This is a genomic window from Hyphomonas adhaerens MHS-3, from assembly GCF_000685235.1.
GTDB lineage: Bacteria > Pseudomonadota > Alphaproteobacteria > Caulobacterales > Hyphomonadaceae > Hyphomonas > Hyphomonas adhaerens.
This window is the reverse complement of sequence record NZ_ARYH01000005.1, coordinates 24,527-40,321: the sequence shown is the minus strand read 5'-3', so window position 1 is coordinate 40,321 and position 15,795 is coordinate 24,527. Positions and strand designations below refer to the sequence as shown.

14 protein-coding genes are annotated in these 15,795 nt (G+C 60.0%); 7 read left to right on the top strand and 7 right to left on the bottom strand.

Annotated features, from left to right (window positions below):
- Window positions 1-7 precede the first annotated feature (7 nt).
- Together HAD_RS17415 and HAD_RS18270 are read left to right on the top strand one after the other, a co-directional pair.
- Window positions 8-724 (top strand): isochorismatase family protein, encoded by a 717-nt coding sequence (locus HAD_RS17415; RefSeq protein ID WP_051596456.1) that lies wholly within the window; start codon window positions 8-10, stop codon window positions 722-724.
- 31 nt (window positions 725-755) lie between these two features.
- Window positions 756-1,925: a dipeptidase gene (locus tag HAD_RS18270; RefSeq protein ID WP_051596455.1), complete on the top strand. Its 1,170-nt coding sequence runs from the start codon at window positions 756-758 to the stop codon at window positions 1,923-1,925.
- Between the two features lie 58 nt (window positions 1,926-1,983).
- Here HAD_RS18270 and HAD_RS18265 read toward each other — a convergent pair whose 3' ends face one another.
- Together HAD_RS18265 and HAD_RS17400 are read right to left on the bottom strand one after the other, a co-directional pair.
- The gene (locus tag HAD_RS18265; protein ID WP_051596454.1) at window positions 1,984-2,661 is read right to left on the bottom strand and encodes a cupin domain-containing protein; all 678 of its coding nucleotides are present in this window, start codon (window positions 2,659-2,661) and stop codon (window positions 1,984-1,986) included.
- Window positions 2,658-3,353 carry a sigma-70 family RNA polymerase sigma factor gene (locus HAD_RS17400; protein ID WP_206741296.1) on the bottom strand — a complete coding sequence of 232 codons (696 nt, stop codon included), beginning with the start codon at window positions 3,351-3,353 and terminating at the stop codon, window positions 2,658-2,660. The genes HAD_RS18265 and HAD_RS17400 overlap by 4 nt, the downstream gene beginning before the upstream one ends.
- 54 nt (window positions 3,354-3,407) lie before the next feature.
- On the opposite strand from HAD_RS17400, the gene HAD_RS17395 reads away from it, so the two are divergent.
- The 5 genes from HAD_RS17395 to HAD_RS17375 all read left to right on the top strand — a co-directional run bounded on the left by HAD_RS17395 (window position 3,408) and on the right by HAD_RS17375 (window position 10,311).
- Complete coding sequence (locus HAD_RS17395; protein WP_156942327.1) at window positions 3,408-4,778, top strand: NAD(P)/FAD-dependent oxidoreductase; 1,371 nt, start codon at window positions 3,408-3,410, stop codon at window positions 4,776-4,778.
- A complete protein-coding gene (locus HAD_RS17390; RefSeq protein WP_051596452.1) occupies window positions 4,775-5,593 on the top strand; it encodes a DUF1365 domain-containing protein in 819 nt (272 codons plus the stop codon). The genes HAD_RS17395 and HAD_RS17390 overlap by 4 nt, the downstream gene beginning before the upstream one ends.
- 124 nt (window positions 5,594-5,717) lie before the next feature.
- On the top strand, window positions 5,718-7,511 hold the full coding sequence (locus HAD_RS17385) for an arylsulfatase (RefSeq protein WP_241765404.1): 1,794 nt from the start codon (window positions 5,718-5,720) through the stop codon (window positions 7,509-7,511).
- A 90-nt stretch (window positions 7,512-7,601) separates the two neighbouring features.
- Complete coding sequence (locus HAD_RS17380; RefSeq protein WP_035574088.1) at window positions 7,602-8,639, top strand: glutathione S-transferase family protein; 1,038 nt, start codon at window positions 7,602-7,604, stop codon at window positions 8,637-8,639.
- Window positions 8,640-8,649: 10 nt separating this feature from the next.
- Window positions 8,650-10,311, top strand: a complete 1,662-nt coding sequence (locus HAD_RS17375; RefSeq protein WP_199285859.1) for a sulfatase — start codon at window positions 8,650-8,652, stop codon at window positions 10,309-10,311.
- Window positions 10,312-10,315: 4 nt separating this feature from the next.
- Here the strand turns inward: HAD_RS17375 and HAD_RS17370 are convergent, their stop codons facing one another.
- From HAD_RS17370 to HAD_RS17350, 5 genes are all read right to left on the bottom strand, one after another.
- Window positions 10,316-11,224: an SUMF1/EgtB/PvdO family nonheme iron enzyme gene (locus HAD_RS17370; protein WP_084332049.1), complete on the bottom strand. Its 909-nt coding sequence runs from the start codon at window positions 11,222-11,224 to the stop codon at window positions 10,316-10,318.
- Window positions 11,221-11,826: a TetR/AcrR family transcriptional regulator gene (locus HAD_RS17365; protein ID WP_051596451.1), complete on the bottom strand. Its 606-nt coding sequence runs from the start codon at window positions 11,824-11,826 to the stop codon at window positions 11,221-11,223. Before HAD_RS17365 ends, HAD_RS17370 begins: the two co-directional genes overlap by 4 nt.
- A 142-nt stretch (window positions 11,827-11,968) precedes the next feature.
- Window positions 11,969-12,424: a DUF1330 domain-containing protein gene (locus tag HAD_RS17360; protein WP_035574085.1), complete on the bottom strand. Its 456-nt coding sequence runs from the start codon at window positions 12,422-12,424 to the stop codon at window positions 11,969-11,971.
- Between the two features lie 75 nt (window positions 12,425-12,499).
- Complete coding sequence (locus HAD_RS17355; protein WP_035574083.1) at window positions 12,500-13,846, bottom strand: efflux transporter outer membrane subunit; 1,347 nt, start codon at window positions 13,844-13,846, stop codon at window positions 12,500-12,502.
- 3 nt (window positions 13,847-13,849) lie between these two features.
- Window positions 13,850-15,787: a MacB family efflux pump subunit gene (locus HAD_RS17350; protein WP_035574079.1), complete on the bottom strand. Its 1,938-nt coding sequence runs from the start codon at window positions 15,785-15,787 to the stop codon at window positions 13,850-13,852.
- Between the last annotated feature and the right edge of the window lie 8 nt (window positions 15,788-15,795).

Genomic DNA, 15,795 nt, shown 5'->3' with positions numbered 1-15,795 from the left:
AGACAGCATGACCACACCCACCCAGCCGGCCATCGGGATCAATGACGTTCTGGCGACTTCCTTTGTGAATCCAAAAGCCCCCCCGGCAGCCACGCTGGACAATACGGCGCTGCTGCTGATCGACATCCAGCACCTGGCGGAGCCGTCCTACCATGTGAAGAACGCCGTCGCGGCCGGTCTGCCGGAAGATGCTGTGCAGGCAGCGCTGAGTGACTACGAAGTCCGGTTTAATGCTGCCGTAGTCCAGGCTGCACGTGTCCTGGACGCGGCAAGGTCTGCCGGGATCCCCCCGATTCACGTGAAAATTCAGGCCTTGTCCTGTCAGGGCCGTGACACCAGCCAGCTGCATAGCCGTCTCGGCTGGAACTTCCCGCCCGGAAGCCCGGCGACAGAATTCCTGGAACCTACCCGGCCCAAAGCGGATGAAATCGTCATTACCAAGACCGCCAGCGGCGCGTTTACGGGGACGAGCCTTGATACGACGCTGCGCAATATGGGGATCGAGCACCTGATCGTTGTTGGCTTCATGACGGATGAATGCGTGGAGACCACAACGCGTGTCGCGCTCGATTACGGATATATTTCCCGCGTCGTGAGTGATGCGACGACGACCTATCACCTTGAATCTTATCAATCGACCATCGGAAAGCTTGCTTCCTATGGCTTCACGCTGACGGCAGATGAGGCCATCGCGGATATGAAAGCCATGGCAGAACAAGCCTAAAGGCAGGCGGTGCCGGGAGGAGGAGAGAAACATGGGGAAAATGACACGGCGCGCCTTGATAGGCGGCGGGCTCGTTGCCGGTGCCGGCGTTGCGTACGGCGCTTACTGGCTGCGTAAGAGGCCAGCTCCGGCGCCGCTTGGTTTTGAAGTGGCGGAAGATGAGCGCGCGGCGGCCATTGCGCTGCTGGACAAGTATCCGGCGATCGACAGCCACGCCCATCCCGGGCGGACATTTGCGCGCGATGCTTCCGGTCTTGCGCCGCTCCTGAAAGTGTACAAGGCGCAGTCCGGTTTCGAGCGCCGCACCATAGGTGACATGCGCGAAGGCCACCTCGCGGCAGCCTGCTTTGCGGCCGTGTCGGATTTCAACGTGTTGAACCTGGCGAAAGGCAAGGGTCTGGAGGCCCAACGCCCCTTCAGGGTAGGAGAGGCGTGGGAGAGCTACAAGGTCCAGATCGGCAATCTCAAACGGCTGGCAAAGCAGAATCTCGTCACTGAAATGCTGACCCCGGAATCGCTGGAGGCTGCGCGCGCGTCCGGGCGGCCGGGGGCCATCTGGACTGTCGAGGGGGGAGACTTCCTGGAAGGATCAATCGAGCGCGTGAATGAGGCTTATCAGGATGGCGTCCGGTCCATCACGCTCGTCCACTATCGCACCAATGGTCTCGCCGACGCGATGACCAATGAGCCGGTCCATGACGGGCTGACCTCAGAAGGCGACGCGATCATTCGCGAGATGAACCGTCTGGGGATGATGATCGACCTGTCCCACATGGCCGAGGCCGGGGCGTTCCGTGCGCTGGAGCTCAGCACCCTGCCGGTGATGTTCACACATACCCATATCAGTTCGGCCCACTCCTATCATCCGCGCTTCATCTCGCTCGAACTTGCCAAGGCGGCGGCCGATGCAGGGGGGATTATCGGGGCGTGGCCGAGCGGTATTGAGATCAGTGATCTGGCGGGTTTTGGGGACCGCATTTTCCAATTGGTGGACCTGGTCGGCATCGATCATGTCTGCCTCGGATCCGATATGGACGCGAACTACAAGCCAGTCTTCGACAATTACCGTCATCTGCCGGATCTGGTGGCATTGCTACGCCGGAAGGGCATGAGCGAGCCGGAACTAGCGGCCTTCCTGGGCGGCAATTTCCAGCGTGTCTGGAAGGCCAATGAGGCTGCCCGCGAAGGCGGGGCCCCCTAGACGCGAGAAGTGCCCACAGGGGATCATCCCTCGTGACAGGGGTTGGCCGCGTCGCAGGTCAGATGCCGAGCACCGGCTGGAACAGCTTCAGCAGGGGATTGGCAAACTTCAGCTTTCCCTCATCGACAATGAGGGAAATGCACGGGCCGTCATCATCGATCCGCAAGTCATGCATACAGCCCTCGTCTTCCTGATGAAGGTCGCCGGCAACGAATTGCTGCGAGCCGGATTTGTAGCCACCTGCCAGAACGAGCGTCCATTCCTGTCCGCTGTGGGAATGCCGTGGGACGGGAAGTCCGGGCTTTGCCCGCAGCAGGTAAAGGCGCTCGCCGCGCCTGTTGCGGCCGAGCCGCGCTCGCTGAACACCGAGGCCGGCACTGCGCCATTTGAGACGGCTGCCTGAGCGGCGGATATAGTCTGCCAGCGGCGCGGGCATCCACTCCGGACGGCCATCTTCATCACGGGTCTCGCCATTGGCCTCTGATTGGACAGGCAGGTCCGCATCCAGACGGGTGTTCAGGCGAGTGAGGAAATCGTCTGACAGTGCTGCAGGTTTTGCGCTTTCGAGCATGGCGCCCGCAACATGGTCGTTTGAGGTGATTGCATCCCGCAGGCGCGGATTGATGTCTGCCTGGCAGGTCAACAGAAGTTGTTTGAACGGCGAGAGCGAACCCGCTGACTGCATGGCCAGCCAGTCGTCATCAACCGTGACCGGCAGGGAATTTGCCGAATTCATGGCGCATCCTTTCGATAGGCTTCAAGTGTCGTTCTGAGTTTCTTCAGGGGAGCTCGGATACGGCTTTTCACCGTACCGATGGCGATCCCTGTCCGTTCGGCGATGGCGCTGTGGGATAGCCCCTCGAAAAAGGCGAGATAGAGCATTTGCTTTTGTTCTGGCGGCAGGGTTGCGAGCGCGTCCCTCACGGCTTGTGCGGCCTGGGCTTCTTCCAGACCAGCGTGGGGGGAATCCTCCAGTTCGTCAGAAAGCTCCATCATGTCTTGCGGGGCCGTCGGTTGCAGCCGGTCATGCTTTCGCTTGTGGTCGATCCAGCGATTGCGGGTCATCCGGTAGACCCAGGTTGAAAAGCTCGCTTTTGAACTGTCAAAACTGGCGGCCTTTTGCCAGACGGCTGTCAGCACATCCTGGACAATGTCCTCTGACGTCGAGTCGCCCTCGCCACGATGTACCAGCCACGCCTTGAGGCGCGGGGCATAATGTAAAGCCAGCGTGTTGAATGCTTCGCGGTCAGCGGAGCTGACCACCCGAGACATCAACTCGCCGTCCAGAGCAGAGCGGCCGGGAAGGGCGCTCACTTTGGCCAGGCTTTTCTGTTTGATGCCATGAATGGCTCCTGACTGAGCGGACGTCACGGATCGCATTATCGCCTCCTTTTCTGCTCTTACGCAAATAAAGCCGGATTGGATCATCCAATCCGGCAGGCAGGCTGCTGCGTATCTCTATGAACAAACCGGAGAACACCTATGCCATTTGATGTCGCCGCACCTGTAATCCGCCGATCTGTGGCCACCTCTGATGGGCGCCGTCCGAAAGTGGCGGTCATCGGAACCGGCATTTCCGGTCTTTCCGCTGCATGGGCGCTGCAGGACGCATGCGATATCACTGTGTTTGAAAAAGCAGACCGGATTGGCGGACATACGGCCACCATGATTGTGGAGGCCCCGGAAGGGCCTGTGCCGGTGGACACAGGGTTCATTGTTTTTAATGAGCCGAATTATCCAAACCTGACGGCGCTGTTCGAACATCTCGGCGTGGCAGCCAATCCCACCCAGATGAACTTTTCTGTCTCGATCCCCGATGCGAGAATGGAATATGCCAGCCATGGCATGGAGGGGCTGTTTGCCTGGCGCAGGAATATGGCCAGCCCGCGCTTTTACCTGATGTTGAAGGACATACTGCGCTTCCATGCCGCTTCCCACGAATTGGCGACCTGTCAGCGCGGCCGTTCGATCGGAGAGTATGTGGCTGAAGAAGGCTACGGACGGGCTTTCGTGGACTATCACTTGTTGCCGATGGCAGCGGCAATCTGGTCCTGTCCGGTCTCGATGATCATGGATTTCCCAGCGGCGAGTCTCGCCCGGTTCTTTGTCAATCATGGCCTGGTGAGCGTTCGCCCTCAATTTCCCTGGCAATCGGTTGATGGCGGCAGCGCGTCATATCTCGGCCCCCTGACGAAAGGGTTTTCGGAGCGGATACGCTGCAATGCCGGAATCCGGTCTGTCACGCGTAACGGGGAGGGCGTGCGGATCCATTTTGTGTCGGGAGCGCATCAGGATTTCGATGAGGTCATCTTCGCTTGCCATGCACCGGAAGCCTTTGCGCTGCTCGAAGACGCAGACGACGTGGAGGCCGGAATCCTGTCCCGCTTCCGTACACAGCCGAACCGTGTGATCCTTCACAGGGATGAGAGCCTGATGCCAGAGCGGCGCAGGGCCTGGGCCGCATGGAACTACCGCGCGAAACGCAATGACTCGCTCAAGCTGTCCGTGACATACTGGATGAATGCGCTCCAGCGGCTGGATACGAAGACCAACTATTTCGTGACGTTGAACCCGGAACAGGAGCCCGCTGAGGACAAAGTGGAACGTGAATTCGTGTACAATCATCCTGTGTTCGATGCCCGGGCGATGGAAGCCCAGCGAGAGATCTGGTCCATTCAGGGGCGCCGCGGCACGTGGTTTTGCGGGGCGTGGCAGGGATATGGCTTCCATGAAGACGGGCTCCAATCCGGTCTGGCCGTCGCGGAGTTGCTGAGCGACTGGAAGCGCCCCTGGGCGTTCGATTTCAGCCAGGAGCGCCTGGCGCGAACTGAAACGGGAAGGGTTCATGCATGAACCAACCGGCACGCTTCTATATCGGTCAGGTAAGCCATAAACGATTTGGCCGCGTATCGCATGCTCTGCGCTACCGGATTGCTTATTTGTTGCTGGACCTGGACCGTCTGGACGAAGCCGGCCGGATCACCCGGTTCCTGAATATCGGAAAACGTGGCCTGATCAGCTTTGATCCGCTGGAACATGGAGACGGCCAGACAAAAGACCTGGCTGCGTGGGTGCGGGCGTTTGCCGATCGGCAGGGCGTTCAGGAAGATGTGGCAACGATTGAACTCCTCACTTTACCTCGCATGTTCGGATATGTGTTTAATCCGGTCTCGGTCTACTTTCTCCGCAATGAGGGAGGCGACCTTCACCATGTGCTCTATGAAGTCGGCAATACGTTTGGGGAACGGCACTATTATCTGTGTGCTGCCGAATTAATTGATGGAGTCTGCCGGCATGAATGCGACAAGGCGTTTTATGTCTCCCCATTCTTCGATCAGCGCGGACACTACGAATTTACCGTCCGGCCGCCTTCTGACAACGTGACGCTGTCCATATCCTATCGCGATGGAGAGACCGAACGGATGACGGCCTATCTGGCCGGGAAGGCCCGTCCTGTCACGGCAAGGGCAACTTTAGCATTGCTTGCCAAATTTCCCTTCATGACACTTGGCGTGATTGCCGGAATTCACTGGGAAGCGCTGAAGCTGGTTTTGAAAGGCGCGCAGTATCATCGGCATGGCCCGAAAAGCGAGACTGCCGGCACTAGCCTCGGGCACGCCGCATCCGGTTCGCAAAAATGGGCGCGCTCACGCGGACCTGCCGCCTGACGCTTTTGAGTTTCTGAAGCTCAGCCGATCCACCTTATCCGGTGCAGGGTTTACAGGCCCGACTTTGACAAATACCCCATCTGGTGACATTCCGAGTGTCATTATATTTGAATCAGGGGTAGATATGCCAGATTGGAAAACGGGCCGTCTTGTTCGTAGAATTTTCGCATGGCTGGGTGGGGGGACCGCCGCAGCCATGGCGTTCATGCTGACCGGCCCGGTCGCCATGGCACAGTCAGACGGAACCCGGCCGAACATCGTCCTCATCCTTGTCGATGATGCGGCATTGATGGATTTCGGCGTTTATGGCGGCGAGGCACGCACACCCAATATTGATGCGCTTGCTGCCCGCGGAGCCATGTTCCGGAAGCACTATTCCTCTCCGCTGTGTTCGCCATCGCGGGCCATGCTCCTGACGGGTATGGACAACCATATGACCGGGATTGCCACCATTCCGGAGGTGCTGCCGAAAGAGCATGTCGGCCAGCCGGGTTACACAATGCATCTTGAGCCGGGTATCCTGACACTTGCAGACCGGTTGAAGTCCGCGGGCTATCGGACGCTCATGTCAGGCAAGTGGCACCTTGGGAGCGGGGCGGGGGACCTGCCCAACGCGCATGGGTTCGATCGGTCGCTGGCCCTTGATGCGTCTGGCGCCGACAATTGGTCGGACAAGCCCTACATGCCCTACTATCAGAAGGCGCCCTGGTATGAGGACGGCAAACCTGCCCAGCTGCCGGACTCATTCTATTCCTCCACCATGATCGTCGACCACATGATCGACTATCTGGACGAAGGCGATCAGACACAGCCCTTCTTCGCCTATGTCGCATTCCAGGCGATCCACATTCCCGTGCAGGCGCCGCCGGAACTGACGGCCGGATACGACGGTGTTTATGACCAGGGGTGGGACGCCCTGAGGGAGGCGCGCTGGCATAAGGCCAGAGACATCGGGCTGATCCCGGAGAGCGCGCCGCTCGCCCCCATGCCGGAGGAAATGCGCCCGTGGAGTGATCTCTCCCCGGACGATCAGGCGCTTTACGCCGCCCGCATGCAGGTGAATGCGGCGATGATGGAGGCAATGGACATGGAGATTGGCCGGCTCGTCGAACATCTCAAGCAGGTTGGCAAGTTCGAGAATACCATTTTCGTCGTCACATCAGACAACGGGCCGGAACCATCGCGCGGCGATGAGGATTTCCGGCTCACGATCTGGATGAAAATGCACGGCTATCACATCGGGATCGAGGGCATTGGCGAACAGGAGAGTTGGGGCTTCATCGGTCCGGAATGGGCGATCGCGGCGGCGTCTCCAAACAACATGTTCAAGTTCCTGGGGTCTGAGGGCGGGATCCGTGTGCCGCTGGTCATGGCGGGCCCCGGCGTGCCGCAGGGCGAGACATACGATGCCCGGACCGTCGTGACGGATATTGCTCCAACTTTGCTGAAATATGCGGGCATCGACACACCAGACACCCCCATGACCGGGCGGAGCCTCGACCCGCTCCTGACCGGCGCACAAGCGGCGGTCTACCAGCCCGGCGATGTGATCGGGATGGAAGTTTCCGGCAACTCGGCGATCCTGAAAGGCCGCTGGAAAATTACCCGCAACCAGAAGCCGCACGGAGACGGCAAATGGCGGCTGTACGATATCGAACAGGATCCGGGGGAGACGACGGACCTCAGCACAGACAAGCCGAATATCTTTGCGGACATGCTGGAAGAGTATCAGGCTTACAGTGACCGTGTCGGAGTGCTGGAAGTGCCCGAGGGCTACAGCTCCCTGAAGGAGATCACACGCAACACGATGGCGCGCCAGTTGAAGGCCTACTGGCCGCAGCTGGTCGTCCTGCTGGCCGGTTTGCTTCTGATCTTCTGGTTCATCCTGCACCTTGTCAGGCGCATCATTCGGCGTTGACCGGGCGTTCTGCTATTGACCAAAAATAAAATGACAGCGAGAGTGCCAAAAAATAAATGATAAGGCCCAGGTCATGGGTAGGGAGGAACCATGAACGTTGCGGATGAAAACCGCCTGAAGCTGATGGGCGCGCCTGGTTCGCCGTACACGCGCAAAATGCTGGCACTGCTGCGGTATCGCCGAATTCCTTATGCGATCCTCTGGGGCGGGCACCAGAACCCGCCGCCGGGCCTGCCACAGCCAAAGGTGAAATTGCTGCCGACCTTCTATTTCTCCGATGCGAACGGAGAGGTTGAGGCTGTTGTCGATTCCACGCCGATTACACGTCGTCTGGAACGAGAATATGCGGGCCGCAGCGTCATTCCGGAAACCCCGGCATTGGCGTTCCTGAACGAGTTAATCGAGGATTATGCGGATGAATGGCTGACCAAGGCCATGTTCCACTATCGCTGGTATTTCGAAGCGGATCGCGACAATGCCGGGCCGCTCCTGGTTTACTGGTCTTTGCCCACGCTGGCTGCGCCGGATGCGCAGAAGATGGCTGACATGTTCAGTAAACGGCAGACGGAGCGACTCTATGTCGTGGGGTCAAACGATGTCACCGCGTCGACGATTGAAGCGAGCTACCTCCGCTTCATCGACCTTCTGGACGGGCTGTTGCAACGCGCGGGCTATGTGCTCGGGGCACGGCCGTCGTCCGCGGATTTCGCCATTTTCGGGCAGTTGACCCAATTGGCCATCGTGGAACCCACATCTGCCGCTTTGACCCGCGCGCGCTCCGCCCGGGTGCGGGCATGGCTGGATCGTATGGAGGACCTGTCCGGCGTGGAGCCCGCAAGTGGCGACTGGTTCACACAGGAGCAGGCGACCGAGAGCTTGAAACCGCTGCTGACCGAAATCGGCCGCGTCTACTTGCCTTTCCTGAAAGCAAATGCTGCGGCGGTCGTGGCGGGCAAGCCGGACTTCGAGACCGAGATCGACGGACAGGTCTGGAAACAGCCCACCTTTCCTTATCAGGCAAAATGCCTGCAGCATCTGCGGGAAACGGCCAGCGCACTCCCTGATGATGTCCGCGCCGAAGTCAGGCAGATCTTGTCCGGCACCGGCTGCGAAGAACTCCTGAACTAGGCGGCGGAAGATGCTGAAGAAAATTCTCATTGGACTGGCGGCGTTGCTCGTCGTTCTTGGAACATTGGCCTGGTTTAACAAGCCGTCGATAATCCTGTTCCTGGTGGCGCACTCGGGCGGGACTGATGTCGCGCCCAACCAGGAGATTGCCTGGAGCCCGGGCCCGGAAGATCCGCAGACGAACAGGGCCGACGGCCCGCCGAATATCATCTTCATCGTTGCTGACGATTTAGGCATCAACGACATCTCCACCTTTGGCGGCGGTGTGGCGGGCGGCCTCGTGCCGACCCCCAACATCGACAGGCTGGCTGCGCGGGGCGCAATCTTCAATCAGGCCTATGCCGGAACGGGGACGTGCGCGCCTTCCCGGGCGATGTTGATGACCGGGCGCTATCCAACGCGCACAGGGTTTGAATTTACCCCCACGCCGGGAGGCATGGGCGGTATCGTCTCCATGATAGGAAACGACATGCACACCGGATTGCCTCCAATCCTCTGGAACAAGCAGGCGGATGAGGGCGGCGTGCCGTTCGATCAGCAGGGATTGCCCGGTGAAGAGGTGACGGTCGCAGAACTGTTGAAACAGGCCGGGTACCACACGGTGCACATCGGCAAATGGCACCTGGGGCGCAGCGAGGAGTCCCGCCCAACGGCGCAGGGGTTTGACGAGAGCCTGCTCATGGCCAGCGGCTTGTATCTTCCCGGCGATGATCCGGATGTCGTGAATGCCAAACTCGACTTCGACCCGATCGACAAATTCCTGTGGGCACGGATGCAATATGCTGCATCGTTCAACAACAGCGACTGGTTTGAGCCTGGCGGGTATCTGACTGACTATTGGACGGACGAAGCCAGCAAGGTCATTGAGGCCAACCGCAACCGGCCGTTCTTTCTCTACCTGGCCCATTGGGGCGTCCATACACCCCTGCAGGCGACGCGGGAGGACTACGAAGCTGTCGGAGACATCCAGCCAGAGCGTTTGCGCGTTTATGCAGCAATGGTCCGGGCGCTTGACCGAAGTGTCGGGCGCATCATGGACAAACTCGAAGAAGAAGGGCTGGCCGATAACACGGTGATCGTTTTCACCTCGGACAATGGTGGCGCAGGATATATTGGCCTGCCGGAGGTCAACGCCCCGTATCGCGGCTGGAAGATCACTTTGTTCGAGGGTGGAATCCGGGTGCCGATGTTCGTTTCGTGGCCCGGTAATATTCCTTCTGGCGCAATCATCGACACGCCGGTGGCGCATGTCGATGTGATGCCGACCCTCGCGGCCATTGCAGGCGCCCTGCTGCCAGCCGGTCTGGAGATCGATGGAGAGAATATTCTGCCCGAAGCGACCGGTACGGGACATATCGCGCGGGCGGACGATGCGATCTTCTGGTCCAGCGGGTATTACCGTGTCGTACGTGCGGGTGACTGGAAGTTGCAGGTAAATGGCCGGCAAAAGAAGTCATGGCTGTTCAATCTGGCTGAAGACCCGACGGAGCAGGAAAATCTCGCGGACCAATTGCCGGACAAAGTGGCAGAGCTTCAGTCTCTGATCGATGCCCATTGGGCGGATGCGCGTGAGCCGCTTTATCCGTACACAATAGAAAGCCCGATCATGGTCGACAAAACGGCCGCCGATAATTTTGAACCGGGGGATGAGTATATTTACTGGCCGAACTGACCGGTCAGCGCTCTACATCCCGGACAATTCGGAAACCGATATGGTTCGATGAGAAGTCTGTCTCTTCAGGCTGCCGTGCGGCAGGGCGGTAACGCCGGCAGAAATTTTCTGCACACAGATAGGACCCGCCCTTGATTGTGTTTGTGCCGGGGCCGTAGGGCGTGTCGGTCCATTCCCAGACATTGCCGATCATGTCGAAGGCACCGGACTTGTCCGGCCCGAAGCAGCCAACAGGCGATGTGCCCGTGAAACCGTCGGCGGCGGTATTGCTGACCGGGAAAATGCCCTGCCAGGTATTTGCGACAGGCTGGCCCGTCTCGTCATAGGCACCGGACCTGGCGCGGTTCAGGTCAGGCAAGCCGCGGGACGCGGCGTATTCCCATTCCGCCTCCGTTGGCAGCCGGCCCCCGGCCCAAGCCGCGTAAGCCTGGGCGTCGGCCAGGGACACATGAACGACGGGGTGCAGTGCGCGGCCGGCGATGTCCGATCCTGGCCCTTCCGGTGATGACCAAGTGGCGCCCGGAACCAGCTTCCACGGATATTTGCCTACGGAGCCCTCTGCGGATTGGAACACCGCGGATCCAGCGGCTTCTCCGCCCGCTTCGGCACTTTTCTCCGCATCCGTGACATAGCCGGTCTCGTCGACGAAGCGGGCAAATTCCGCATTCGTCACTTCATGGGAGAGCAGCTCGAATGCATCGATGTGCAGCGTCAGGGTCGGGGATTCTTCGCGGTAGACCGGGTCTTTCCCTTTTTCGTAGGACCCGGACGCAAATGGAATGAACTGATCGAGGGCGTCGGAGGCGAGCCCGCAGGATTCCGACAGGCTGGTCTGCTCAGCCGGGCCGTCGCAGGCCGCAGCCAGAAAGGGGGCCAACAAAGCCGACAGGAAGAGCAGGCGCGTCAGGTTCATTCCGCTGCTGCGATAAGGGCATCCAGCATGGCTTCGAGCGTAGCGGTGGCTTTGGTCCGGGAGAATTCCTGATCCTGGCGAAGGCGGCGCCAGGTGTCGAAGCTCAGCGCCACGTCGAACGCCAGTTTCAGCGGTTCGTTGTCCAGCACTTCCTTGGGAAGCGCGAGGGAAAGGGCGGCCGTCTCATGCGCGACAAACCTCTTGTGGTTAGCCATGAGGAAGTCTGACCGGAAGCGTCTGACCCGCGCGCAGATCCGGAGGGGCATGATGTCTTCGAAGATGCGGATGCGGCGCTCCATCATCTCCTTGACCTGGGCTTGCCAGGTTTCCTCGGTCAGCGGCTTCGCGATCTCGGGCAGGATGCGGGCTTCCATCTGGCCGGACATCTCGCGGTAGAGCGTGTCGACATCGTCGAAATGGCGGAACACGGTCCGCAGGCCCACGCCGGCCCGTTCTGCAATGCTGGCTACACTCGGGTCGTAGTCTCCCTCGCGCACCAGTTCCATCATCGCGGTGACGATCTTCTGCTTGTTGCGTTCAGATCTGAGCCTGCGGCCATCCGGGGTGTGGGTTTCGTCCTGCGTGGTCTCGTCTGTCGCCATTTCAAATTCCTGCCAATATTGTCGGGCTCTGAATGCAAGCCGAATCCCGTCAGATGTCGCTATCAACAGTTTGTCAGAATAAGCACGATGGGCCGTGAGGAAAGGTTCCTGCTGCTGAGGCGGCTGCGTGAATTGTCTTTTTCTATTCCTGGAGCAGGTTTTTCGCCCAAGGGGAGGCCTGCTGCGCGGCTGGAAGGACCGTTTCAATATTCAATTGCCCTTTCAGGCCCGCCGAACGGTGAATCGCGGCGTCACGCCATTCTTCAGAGAGTGACATGCGCACCATGTCGGCCCGGCTCGGATACATGGCGATCGCGACTTCGTCCCATAGCTCTTCGACGTCTCCAAGCGCCAGGAAGGTGACATCTGCGGCGAAAACGGCCCGGCCACCGAATTTCGGCAGGATATCGGCAACCGCACGGCCGTAGATCATATAGGCGTCGCGACCGGACAGATCCGTCTCGCGGCCGTCGTCATACTCTGCCTTGTCCTTGAATTTCAGCAGGTTGACCATGAAGATCGGGCCATCCGGACCTTTCTCCATCATCTGGGCCATCCGGGCGGGATCGGATGGGAAGACTTCGTTCCTGACATCCATGGCTGTTGCCTCCGATAGGGTCTATCGAAAAGCCTAGTTAATTGACACGATGACTGTCAATAATATTCCGGGCGGTCAGTATCCTCCGCCGAGGGCCACATACAGGTTCAGAGCGGAGGTCAGCCGAATCAGACGGCCCTGAACATACGTGTCGGACGCGGTGAAATAAGACTGCTGCGCCGTCAGCAGGCTGGTCAGGTCGTCCGTCCCCGCGCGGTAACGCAGCTCTGCGGCCTCCAGCGCATCCTGAGAGGCGTCGCGGGCGACCAGCAGCTGCGCCTCTCTTTGCGCGTTGGTCTCGATCGAATTCAGGCTGACATCGACATCACGCAGGGCGCTGAGGATCGCCCCTCGATAGCTCGCGAGCTGGGCTTTCTGGCGAGCCTGTGCGCTTTCCAGCTGTCCTTCAAGACGGCCGCCGGAAAAGATCGTCTGAGCAAGAGATGCAGAAATTGAGCCCGTCAGGTCAGCGCCTCCGCTGAGGATGCTGGACAGTGCGGCGCCGACATCGATACCCGGCAGGAAGGCGGCGCGGGCAACCGTCACATTTGCGTCGGCGCCACGAAGGTTGGCTTCCTCCTGCAAAAGATCGGGCCGCCGCAGCAGGAGGTCTGATGGCAAGCTTGGGTCTGCGAGGGGGAGGTCAAGGTCGAGGATGGGTTCGTCCGGCGCCACATATCCCTGCGGTTTCTGTCCCAGCAGGATTGCGAGAGAGGTTTCCAGGCTGACGATCTGGGCTTTGAGTTGCGGTATGCGTGCGCGTGCATTGGCAAGCTGAGCGCGTTGGCTGGAAACATCAAAGCCGGAGATGGCGCCGGCCTTGTAACGCACTTCCACGATCTCGAAGATACGCTCGGATATTTCGAGATTCCGGCGCGCGACTTCCAGCTGCTCCCGCGTGGCGAGCAGGTTGAAATAGGTGGACGCGACATCCGATTGTACAGTCAGTTCCAGCGCGCGTTGGGAATAAATCGTGGCGTCGAGGTTCGCTTGGGAGGCGGCTCGACTCGCTGCATTGGCGCCGAACAGATCCACCTCGTAAGAGGCGGACAGGCGGCCGGATGAACTGACATCCTCAAGCCCGCGCTCCGTGTCGCTGGAAGCGGACAGACTGGCACTGGCTTGCGGCAGCAGGGAAGCATTGGATACTTTCAATGCGGCACGGGCCGCTGCAACATTTTCGATACCGCCGGCCAGTGTCTGGTTGGCAGCAAGGCCTTCCGCCACCAGGGCGTTGAGGTTTTCCGATCCGAAGGCAGCCCACCAGTCCATTTCGACAGACCGGGCACCCGTTAGTTCGGCGGCGTTGTCATAAGCGCCAGGGAGGGCCATGCCATGCGTGCTCGCATCCGTCTGCGGTGCAAGTGAGGCGCAGGCAGGCAGCGCGAGCATAAAGGCGGACAGGGTGATCTTTCTGATCATTGTTTACTCCGAAGCGAGCGCTGTGACCGGGTCAAGGTGGGCCGCCTTGCGGGCGGGCAGCAAACCGAAGACGAGACCGGTGACCATGGCGGATGTGAAAGCGAGTGCAGCGGGCGTGAGCGTGACCGCAATAGGCATGCCGTTCGCGCCCAAAAGGAAGCAAACACCGAATCCGATCAGTACGCCTGCCACACCGCCGAGGCCGCCGACAACGAGGGATTCGATCAGGAACTGGCTCATGATGTCAGACCGACGGGCACCTGTGGCCATGCGCACGCCGATCTCCCGCGTTCGTTCAGAGACGCTGACCAGCATGATGTTCATGACACCGATCCCGCCGACAAGCAGGGAGATGGATGCGACGGAGCCGAGCAGGATGGAGAAGGAATTCTGTGTCTGCTGGACAGACTCGAGGATGGACGCGGTGTTGCGCAGCTGGAAGTCCTCTGTCCCGTGACGAGCCAGAAGGAGAGCGGTGGCTTCGGTCTCCGTCTCGCTGATCCGGTCTGTGTCGTCGACCGCAATGGTGATGGAAGACAAATAGTTCTGTCCGAACAATCGCATCATCCCGGTGGTGATCGGGACGAGCGCCACATCATCCTGATCCTGTCCCCAGGATGATGCCCCTTTTTCTTCGAGGACGCCCGCGACCTCAAACGGAGCGCCGCCAAGGAAAATGTACTGTCCGACAGCGTCCTGAACATTGTCGAAAAGATTGCCCGCGCTTGTCGTGCCGAGAACGACCACACCGATACGCCTGTCCACGTCTTCTTCGGTGAAGAAGCTGCCATAGAGCATGCCGCGGTTCTGAGCGATGGGCCATCCGGCTGACACGCCTTCAATGGAGGTGCTGTAGTCGTTGTTGCCGACGCGCAGGGTTGCTGACCCGGTCCGCGAAGGGACGGCGGCGCGCACATTGTCCAACTCGTTCAATGCATCCGCATCCGCCAGTGTCAGCGTTGCGATAGCATCGCCCCGCATACGTGTGCCTGGGGCGCCGGGCCGGACGAACAAAAGGTTCGATCCCATGGATTCAAACCGGGCCATGACCTGGCGTTGGCTGCCTTGTCCGATTGCCAGCATGGCGACGACAGCCGCCACGCCGATGACGACGCCCAGCAGGGTCAATGCCGTCCGGAAGAGGTTCGCCCGCAGGGACCGGAAGGCCATTTTCACGGACTCGACCACCTGCGATACAGGAGACGGGCCCTTGCCGGTATGGCGGTAGGAGTCCGCCGCCGGCGTGACGATGTCGGCGGATCCGATATCGGAAACCACACGTCCGTCCTTCAATTCAATCACTCGCTTTGCGCGTTCAGCGACTTTTGGGTCGTGCGTGATCAGGATGATCGTACGTCCGGCTTCGTGCAGCTCCTCCAGCAGGCCGAGCAGTTCGTCGCTCGATCCGGAGTCCAGGGCGCCGGTCGGTTCATCTGCGAGGATGACTTCTGCGTCGTTGATCAAAGCGCGCGCCACAGCGACACGTTGTTGCTGGCCACCGGAAAGCTGGTTCGGTTTGTGGTCGAGGCGGTCGCCCAGCCCCAGCCGGGACAGAAGCGTGTCTGCTTTTTCCTGGCGCTCCGCGTGGCTGAGGCCAGCGTAAACCGCCGGGATCTCGACGTTTTCAGACGCCGAAACGGATGCAAGAAGATTGTAGCGCTGGAAGATGAAGCCGAAAGTTTCGCGCCGCATGCCTGCGAGTTCGTCAGCATCCAGATCGGCGACATCCTGCCCACGCACCCGATAGGTGCCGTCTGTCGGCCGGTCGAGGCAGCCCAGGATGTTCATCAGGGTCGATTTGCCGGATCCCGACTGGCCGATAATGGCGACGAACTCGCCGGTGTGAATATCGAGCGTGACGCCATCCAGGGCGCGCACTTCGGTATCGCCAGATCCGAAATAGCGCTTCACACGCTCGAGGCTGATGAGAGGGGAGTCCATCGGGCGGC

Excerpts from the sequence above, each read along its gene's own strand:
- HAD_RS17415 (WP_051596456.1), top strand. The coding sequence starts at position 8 with ATGACCACACCCACCCAGCCGGCCATCGGGATCAATGACGTTCTGGCG.
- HAD_RS18270 (WP_051596455.1), top strand. The coding sequence starts at position 756 with ATGGGGAAAATGACACGGCGCGCCTTGATAGGCGGCGGGCTCGTTGCC.
- HAD_RS18265 (WP_051596454.1), bottom strand. The coding sequence starts at position 2,661 with ATGAATTCGGCAAATTCCCTGCCGGTCACGGTTGATGACGACTGGCTG.
- HAD_RS17400 (WP_206741296.1), bottom strand. The coding sequence starts at position 3,353 with ATGATCCAATCCGGCTTTATTTGCGTAAGAGCAGAAAAGGAGGCGATA.
- HAD_RS17395 (WP_156942327.1), top strand. The coding sequence starts at position 3,408 with ATGCCATTTGATGTCGCCGCACCTGTAATCCGCCGATCTGTGGCCACC.
- HAD_RS17390 (WP_051596452.1), top strand. The coding sequence starts at position 4,775 with ATGAACCAACCGGCACGCTTCTATATCGGTCAGGTAAGCCATAAACGA.
- HAD_RS17385 (WP_241765404.1), top strand. The coding sequence starts at position 5,718 with ATGCCAGATTGGAAAACGGGCCGTCTTGTTCGTAGAATTTTCGCATGG.
- HAD_RS17380 (WP_035574088.1), top strand. The coding sequence starts at position 7,602 with ATGAACGTTGCGGATGAAAACCGCCTGAAGCTGATGGGCGCGCCTGGT.
- HAD_RS17375 (WP_199285859.1), top strand. The coding sequence starts at position 8,650 with ATGCTGAAGAAAATTCTCATTGGACTGGCGGCGTTGCTCGTCGTTCTT.
- HAD_RS17370 (WP_084332049.1), bottom strand. The coding sequence starts at position 11,224 with ATGAACCTGACGCGCCTGCTCTTCCTGTCGGCTTTGTTGGCCCCCTTT.
- HAD_RS17365 (WP_051596451.1), bottom strand. The coding sequence starts at position 11,826 with ATGGCGACAGACGAGACCACGCAGGACGAAACCCACACCCCGGATGGC.
- HAD_RS17360 (WP_035574085.1), bottom strand. The coding sequence starts at position 12,424 with ATGGATGTCAGGAACGAAGTCTTCCCATCCGATCCCGCCCGGATGGCC.
- HAD_RS17355 (WP_035574083.1), bottom strand. The coding sequence starts at position 13,846 with ATGATCAGAAAGATCACCCTGTCCGCCTTTATGCTCGCGCTGCCTGCC.
- HAD_RS17350 (WP_035574079.1), bottom strand. The coding sequence starts at position 15,787 with ATGGACTCCCCTCTCATCAGCCTCGAGCGTGTGAAGCGCTATTTCGGA.